Raw genomic sequence first — 211 nt, forward strand, 5'->3', positions numbered from 1 at the left:
GTCCTCGCCGACATCGCCCACCGAGTCCACACAGGCCAACCCGTCGACATCACCACCGGACACGCCAACGTCGTATGGCAGGGCTACGCCAACGAAGTCGCCCTGCGCTCCCTCCTCCACGCCACCGACAACGAACCATTCACCCTCAACCTCACCGGCCCCGAAACCGCCTCAGTGCGCCGCCTCGCCCACTGGTTCGGCAAGGAACTCG

The 211-nt window shown here is 66.4% G+C and carries 1 pseudogene; it reads left to right on the forward strand.

What is annotated here, in order from left to right:
• Positions 1–211, forward strand: a pseudogene (locus WA762_RS35605) (epimerase); the annotation flags it as partial.

The organism is Streptomyces tyrfis, from assembly GCF_037034285.1.
Lineage (GTDB): Bacteria > Actinomycetota > Actinomycetes > Streptomycetales > Streptomycetaceae > Streptomyces.